Source organism: Mycobacterium sp. (assembly GCF_036488105.1).
Taxonomy (GTDB): Bacteria; Actinomycetota; Actinomycetes; order Mycobacteriales; family Mycobacteriaceae; genus Mycobacterium.
The window spans coordinates 1-6,947 of record NZ_DASXHW010000168.1 but is presented as its reverse complement, the minus strand read 5'-3'; the positions used below and the strand labels follow the sequence as shown (position 1 = coordinate 6,947).

The following is a 6,947-nucleotide window of genomic DNA, read 5'->3' as shown; positions in this document are numbered from 1 at the left end:
GACCGCTATTTCCAGGACGACGTGCTTTCCGAGGACAAGCTCGTGCCCGAGGGCATCGAAGGCCGGGTGCCCTTCCGCGGGCCGCTGTCGTCGGTGATCCATCAGCTCACCGGCGGATTGCGCGCCGCGATGGGCTACACCGGCGCCGACACCATCGAAGGTTTGCAGCGCGCGCAATTCGTCCGGATCACCGCGGCGGGGTTGAAGGAAAGCCATCCGCACGACATCACGATGACCGCCGAAGCGCCCAACTACTACGCCCGGTGAACTGATCGAAGGACCACTCATGCGTGACATGGTTGAGATCGGCATGGGCAGAACAGCCCGGCGCACTTACGAACTCGACGAAATCAGTATTGTGCCGTCGCGACGCACCCGCTCCTCGCAGGACGTCACGACAGCCTGGCAGCTCGACGCCTACCGGTTCGAGATTCCGATCGTCGCGCATCCGACCGACGCCCTGGTGTCGCCGGAGTTCGCCATCGAACTCGGTCGGCTCGGCGGCCTGGGCGTGCTCAACGGCGAAGGGCTGATCGGCCGCCACGCGGACGTTGAGGCCAAGGTCGCTCAGGTCATCGAGGCGGCCACCAAAGAACCCGAGCCGTCGGCGGCCATCCGGCTGCTGCAGCAGTTGCACGCCGCGCCGCTGGACCCCGGTCTGCTGGGTGCCGCGGTGGCCCGCATCCGCGAGGCCGGGGTGACCACCGCGGTCCGGGTGAGCCCGCAGAACGCCCAGGCGCTGACGCCGGCGCTGCTGTCGGCGGGCATCGACCTGCTGGTCATCCAGGGCACCATCGTCTCCGCCGAACGTGTCGACAGTCATGGCGAGCCGCTGAACCTCAAGACCTTCATCTCCGAGCTCGACGTTCCGGTGGTCGCCGGCGGTGTGCTCGACCACCGAACCGCGCTGCACCTGATGCGCACCGGCGCCGCCGGCGTCATCGTCGGCTACGGCTCCACCAGGGGAGTGACCACCAGCGACGAGGTACTCGGGATCCGCGTGCCGATGGCCACCGCGATCGCCGACGCCGCCGCAGCCCGCCGCGAATACCTGGACGAAACGGGCGGGCGCTACGTGCACGTGCTCGCCGACGGGGATATCCACACATCCGGAGATCTGGCCAAGGCCATCGCCTGCGGCGCCGACGCGGTGGTGCTGGGCACGCCGCTCGCCGAGTCGGCTGAGGCGCTCGGTGACGGGTGGTTCTGGCCGACCGCCGCCGCCCACCCGTCGCTGCCCCGGGGTGCGATGCTGCAGGTGGCCGTCGGTGAGCGGCTGCCGATGAGCCAGGTCCTCAACGGCCCGTCCGACGACCCGTTCGGCTCGCTGAATCTTGTCGGCGGGCTGCGCCGCTCGATGGCCAAGTCCGGCTACTGCGACCTCAAGGAATTCCAGAAGGTCGGCCTGGCTGTCAGCGACTGACCTCTATCGCTGGATCATTACCGGCGAGTAAGTACATACTGGTTCGGTGGAACCTGACTACGACGTCTTGATCATCGGTTCGGGCTTTGGGGGCAGTATCACCGCGCTGCGGCTGACCGAAAAGGGTTACCGGGTCGGCGTGCTCGAGGCCGGCCGCCGCTATGCCGACGAGGATTTCGCCAAGACGTCGTGGAACTTGCGCAGGTTCCTGTGGGCTCCCCAACTGGGTTGCTACGGCATCCAGCGGATCCACCTGCTGCAGAACTGCATGATCCTGGCCGGCGCCGGCGTCGGCGGTGGATCGCTGAACTATGCCAACACGCTGTATGTACCGCCGGAGCAGTTCTTCAACGACCAGCAGTGGTCGCACATCACCGACTGGCGCGCGGAGTTGACGCCGCATTATCAACAGGCTCAGCGGATGCTCGGTGTGGTCGAGAACCCAACATTCACCGACGCTGATCGGGTGCTCAAAGAAGTCGCCGACGACATGGGTTGCGGTGACACCTTCGTGCCGACCCCGGTCGGGGTGTTCTTCGGTCCGAACGGCACCAAGACGCCCGGCGAGACGGTGCCCGACCCGTTCTTCGGCGGTGCGGGCCCGGCCCGGACCGGCTGCCTGGAATGCGGGTCGTGCATGACCGGCTGCCGCTACGGCGCCAAGAACACTCTGCTGAAGAACTACCTTGGCCTCGCGGAATCGGCTGGGGCGCAGATACATCCAATGACGACAGTCACCAGGTTCGCGCCGCGGCCCGACGGTTTGTGGGAGGTTCGCACCAAGCACACCGGCCGCGTGCTGCGCCGCAAGAAGCGCACGTTCACCGCGAATCATCTGGTGCTGGCCGCCGGGACGTACAACACCCAGAAGCTGCTGTTCAAGATGCGCGACACCGGGGCGTTGCCCGGCCTCTCGGATCGGCTGGGTGTGCTGACCCGCACCAACTCCGAATCGATCGTCGGTGCCGGCAGGTTGAAGGTCTCGCCAGACCTGGACCTCACCCATGGCGTCGCGATCACGTCGTCGATTCACCCGACGTCCGACACGCACGTCGAACCGGTCCGGTACGGCAAGGGTTCCAACGCGATGGGGCTGTTGCAGACCTTGATGACTGACGGGCCCGGCCCCGAGGGCACCGATGTGCCGCGCTGGAGGCAGTTGCTGGATCAAGCTGGTGAAGATCCGCGCGGCATACTTCGACTGCTCAATCCGCGTCAATGGAGCGAGCGTACGGTGATCGCGCTGGTGATGCAGCATCTGGACAACTCGATCACCACGTTCACCAAACGCGGCAAGCTGGGCCGACGCCGGTATGTCAGCAAGCAGGGGCATGGCGAGCCGAATCCGACGTGGATTCCGGTAGGCAACGAAGTCACCCGCCGCATCGCCGCCAAGATCGACGGGGTGGCCGGCGGCACCTGGGGCGAGCTGTTCAACATTCCGCTGACCGCGCACTTCCTCGGCGGTGCGGTGATCGGCGACGGCGCCGAACACGGCGTGATCGACCCGTATCACCGGGTGTACGGCTACCCGACAATGTCAGTGGTGGACGGGGCGGCGATCTCGGCGAACCTCGGCGTCAACCCCTCGCTGTCGATATCGGCGCAGGCCGAGCGGGCCGCGTCGCTGTGGCCGAACAAGGGTGAGAACGACCTGCGGCCGCGCCAGGGTGAGCCCTATCGCCGGCTCGATCCGATCGCGCCGGCCCACCCGGTGGTGCCGGCCTCAGCACCCGGGGCACTGCACTGGTTGCCGATCGAACCGATCAGCTCGGCGGGCTGAGCGGGCCCCTCAGCGGCGCCGATGTAGCGGTTCGCGTCCGGGTGGCTGCTGCGGCGACGGCAGCAGCGGCTCTCGCTTTTTCAGCGTGATCGTCGTCGGCGCGCTGGTGCTGAGCTCGAGATCCTCGCCGTCGTGCCGGATGGTCAATTCACCCCCGGGCCCGTCGCGCAGCGTATAGGTCACCTCGTGGTGGATGACATCGACCGTCAGCCGGAAGTCGCGCCAGCGCAACCGAAACCGCAGTCGTGAGATGCCGTCGGGCAGATACGGGTTCAGGGCCAGCAGTCCTTCGTCGTCGCGCAGGCCGCCGAAGCCCGCGACCAGAGCGGTCCACGCGCCGGCCAGCGACGCCATGTGTAACCCGTCGCGGGTGTTGTGGTGCAGGTCGCGCAGGTCGACCAGAGCCGCCTCGTACGTGTAGTCGTGCGCCAGCTCCAAATGCCCGACGTTGGCGCACATCACGGCCTGGGTGCAGGCCGACAGCGACGAGTCGCGCACCGTGCGCCGCTCGTAGTAGTCGACGTTGCGCGCCTTCTGTTCGTCGGTGAATTTGTGGCTTTGCCAGTACATGGCCAACACCAGATCGGTTTGCTTGATCACCTGAGCGGAATAGAGCAACGCGTACGGCTCGTGTAGCAGCAGAGGGTATTTCGTCTTCTCGGTGAAGTCCCACTCGGCATACGTGGTGAAGCCTTCGGACTGCGGGTGGACGCCGAGCTCTTCGTCGAAGGGAATGTGAGCCGCATCAGCGGCATCTCGCCACGCAGCGGTCTCGTCGCTGCTCACTCCGAGATCCCGGGCGGCCTCGGAGTGGCGGGTGCACGCATCGGCCGCCACCCGTAGGTTGTGGGCCGCCATCATGTTGGTGAACACGTTGTCCCGGACGATCGCGGTGTATTCGTCGGGACCGGTGACCCCGTCCAGGTGCCATACACCGTGGCGGTCGTGGTGGCCCAGCGAATGCCACAGTCGTGCCGTCTCGACGAGCACCTCCAGTCCGCAGTCCATCTCCAGCGACTCGTCGCCGGTGACGACGCGATAGCGCTCGAATGCCATTGCGATATCGGCGTTGATGTGCCAAGCTGCGGTGCCGGCGGGCCAGTAGGCTGAGCATTCCTGGCCGCGAATCGTACGCCAGGGATAGCTGGCGCCCTTCAGGTCCAGCTGCGCTGCGCGCTCCTTGGCCAAATCCAAAGTTGAAGCGCGCCAACGCAATGCATCGGCGGCTGCGTGCGGCAACGTATAAGTCAGCACCGGAAGGACGAATCCCTCAGTGTCCCAGAAGATGTGGCCGTCGTAGCCGGTGCCGGTCAGACCCTTGCTGGCGATGCCGCGCCGTTCGGCTCGTGCACTCGCCTGCAGCAGGTGGAAGAGCCCGAACCGCACCGCCTGCTGGCAAACCGGGTCGCCTTCGACCTCGACATCGGCGCTGTCCCAATAGTCGTCGAGGATCTTGCGCTGCGCGTCCACCAGGCCCTGCCAGCCGCTGTAGCGGGCGCTGTGCAACGCCGCGGCGGCCTGGTCACGAAGCGCGGGACGGGAACGCTGGCTCGACCAGCCGTACGCCAGGTATTTCACAATGCGCAGCTGCTGGCCCGGCCGCAGCCCGCAGATCACGGTCGTACGGGCGAGGTCGTCGCCTGCGTCGTTGGTGATCTCGACGCGACCTTCGACCTCGATTTCGTGGTCCATCGCCGCGGCCATCATCAGCGCGCTGGCGCGCGTCCGGTGCATCAGCAGTGCACCGCATTCGGTGTCCTCGTGCTGGACGGCCTCCAGCGGTTTGTCGAGGATGGCCGAGACCCGCGGATCGGCCGACGTCACGGGCTGGTCCTCATTGGCGACCAGCTCGGATTGCACTGTGACACGGACGAATTCGTCGACCGCCTCGACCACATACTCGATGGCGACAACACTGCGCTGTGCCAGCGACACCAGCCGGGTCGAGGTCACCATGACCTGCTTGCCGACCGGTGACTCCCAGTGCGCGTATCGCTTCAGCGTGCCGGCCCGTAGGTCGAGCACCCGCTCGTGGCTCAACAGCTTGCCGTAGCGAACGTCGAACGGCTCGTCGTCGACCAGCAGGCGGACGATCTTGCCGTTGGTGACGTCGACGACGGTTTGTCCGGCCTCCGGGTAGCCGTAGCCCGCTTCGGCGTAGGGCAGCGGCCGGACTTCGTAGAACGAGTTCAGATACGTGCCGGGCAGGCCGTGCGGCTCCCCTTCGTCGAGGTTGCCGCGAATTCCGATGTGCCCGTTGGATAGCGCGAACAGCGACTCCGATTGAGCCAGCACATTGAGATCCAGCCGGGTTTCGCGGACCTGCCATGGTTCGACGGGGAAGGTGTCATCCGAGATCATGTTTGCGTCCTAAAGCAGTTCGGCGAGATCGGTCACGACGACGTCGGCGCCGTGTTGGCGCAGCGCCTCGGCCTGGCCTACCCGGTCCACGCCGACGACGTACCCGAAGTGGCCGGCGTGCCCTGCCTCCACTCCGGAGAGCGCGTCTTCGAACACCGCGGCTGCGGCCGCTTCGACTCCCAGCAGCTGGGCGGCGCGCAGGAACGAATCGGGTGCCGGCTTGCCGGCGATGTGTTCCTCGCGCAGGGTCACGCCGTCGACTCGCTGCTGAATGAACTTGTCGAGCCCGGTGATCTCCAACACCTGGCGGGTGTTGGCGCTGGAAGACACCACCGCCGTAGCGAGACCCGCGGCGGCCACCTTTTCCAGGTAGCGGCGCGAGCCGTCGAATACCTTGACGCCGTCGTTGCGCAAGGTCTCCTGGAAGGCGTCGTTTTTCCGGGTGCCCAAGCCGTAGACGGTGTCTTTGTCGCCCGAGTCGTCGGGGTCGCCGTCGGGCAGTTCGATGCCCCGGCTGGCCAGAAACGACCGGACGCCGTCCTCACGCTTCTTGCCGTCGACGTATTTCAAATAGTCGTCGACCGCGTCGAACGGCACGAACTTCTCGCCGGTCTCTTGAGCCCGCCGCTGGAGGAAGGCATCGAACATGACTTTCCATGCCTTGGTGTGGACACTCGCGGTGTCGGTCAGGACACCGTCGAGATCGAACAGGCAGGCGTGCACGGCTTCCGGTAGACCCAGCAAGGCGGGCCTCCCTTCTAGGATGACTTCGGTCAGGGTGATTTCGGCCGCGGCCAGTTACCACCTCACCATGCCCGATGCTGGTTCGCCACACGTTCCGGCTGACCGACTGTTTTCCGGCGCTCATCTGCTCCACATGGCGCCGGGTCGCCTCCTGCAGTAGTAGCTTTCTTGGACGGGAAGTGTTTGTAGAGCGCACCGGATCCCGGCGACAGGCCACACGCCTGCTGGATGTCGGCCACCGACGTGGCGGAGTCCTGGCGCGCGAACAACGCGAGCGCCGCGTCCAGCAGACGGTCGCGCGTGCCGGCATCAGGGGAGGTCATGGCAGACGTGAGTGAGTAATCTCTCACCTACGCCTCAGCTGGCGGCGGTGTCGACCGCCTGTAGCGGCACTCCGCTGATCACCCGGCTGCGTTGGCCGTGGACGTCGACCGGCACGTCACCCTGCACGGTGACACGGTGCATGAGCCGGTACTGGTCATCGTAGTCGTCGACTGCCCGGTGCTGGGTAGCGCGGTTGTCCCAGATGGCGACGTCGCCCGGTGCCCAGTTCCATCGAACAGTGTTCTCCGGCATGGTGATTCGTCGTTGCAGCAACTCGAGGAGGGTTTGCGACTCGTAATTGTCCATCCCGAC

Annotated in this window: 6 protein-coding genes and 1 pseudogene; 3 read left to right on the top strand and 4 right to left on the bottom strand. The window is 66.1% G+C overall.

Annotated features, from left to right (window positions below):
* The 3 genes from VGH54_RS08815 to VGH54_RS08805 form a co-directional block, all read left to right on the top strand.
* Positions 1-267 (top strand): IMP dehydrogenase (locus VGH54_RS08815; RefSeq protein WP_331511565.1); only part of this gene is annotated, 267 nt, incomplete at its 5' end.
* 28 nt (positions 268-295) lie between these two features.
* On the top strand, positions 296-1,423 hold the full coding sequence (locus VGH54_RS08810) for a GuaB3 family IMP dehydrogenase-related protein (RefSeq protein ID WP_331511568.1): 1,128 nt from the start codon (positions 296-298) through the stop codon (positions 1,421-1,423).
* 46 nt (positions 1,424-1,469) lie between these two features.
* The gene (locus VGH54_RS08805; RefSeq protein WP_331511564.1) at positions 1,470-3,206 is read left to right on the top strand and encodes a GMC family oxidoreductase; all 1,737 of its coding nucleotides are present in this window, start codon (positions 1,470-1,472) and stop codon (positions 3,204-3,206) included.
* Positions 3,207-3,215: 9 nt separating this feature from the next.
* Here VGH54_RS08805 and VGH54_RS08800 read toward each other — a convergent pair whose 3' ends face one another.
* The 4 genes and pseudogenes from VGH54_RS08800 to VGH54_RS08785 all read right to left on the bottom strand — a co-directional run.
* Positions 3,216-5,567: a glycoside hydrolase family 65 protein gene (locus tag VGH54_RS08800; RefSeq protein ID WP_331511563.1), complete on the bottom strand. Its 2,352-nt coding sequence runs from the start codon at positions 5,565-5,567 to the stop codon at positions 3,216-3,218.
* A 9-nt stretch (positions 5,568-5,576) separates the two neighbouring features.
* Positions 5,577-6,350 carry a beta-phosphoglucomutase family hydrolase gene (locus VGH54_RS08795; RefSeq protein WP_331511567.1) on the bottom strand — a complete coding sequence of 258 codons (774 nt, stop codon included), beginning with the start codon at positions 6,348-6,350 and terminating at the stop codon, positions 5,577-5,579.
* Positions 6,351-6,475: 125 nt separating this feature from the next.
* Positions 6,476-6,634, bottom strand: a pseudogene (locus tag VGH54_RS08790) (TetR family transcriptional regulator); the annotation flags it as partial.
* A gap of 34 nt (positions 6,635-6,668) precedes the next feature.
* Positions 6,669-6,947, bottom strand: a 279-nt coding sequence (locus VGH54_RS08785) for a TauD/TfdA dioxygenase family protein (RefSeq protein WP_331511562.1), incomplete at its 5' end; no start/stop codon positions are given.

Coding starts and splice junctions, on each gene's coding strand:
- VGH54_RS08800 (WP_331511563.1), bottom strand. CDS start 5,567: ATGATCTCGGATGACACCTTCCCCGTCGAACCATGGCAGGTCCGCGAA.
- VGH54_RS08810 (WP_331511568.1), top strand. CDS start 296: ATGGTTGAGATCGGCATGGGCAGAACAGCCCGGCGCACTTACGAACTC.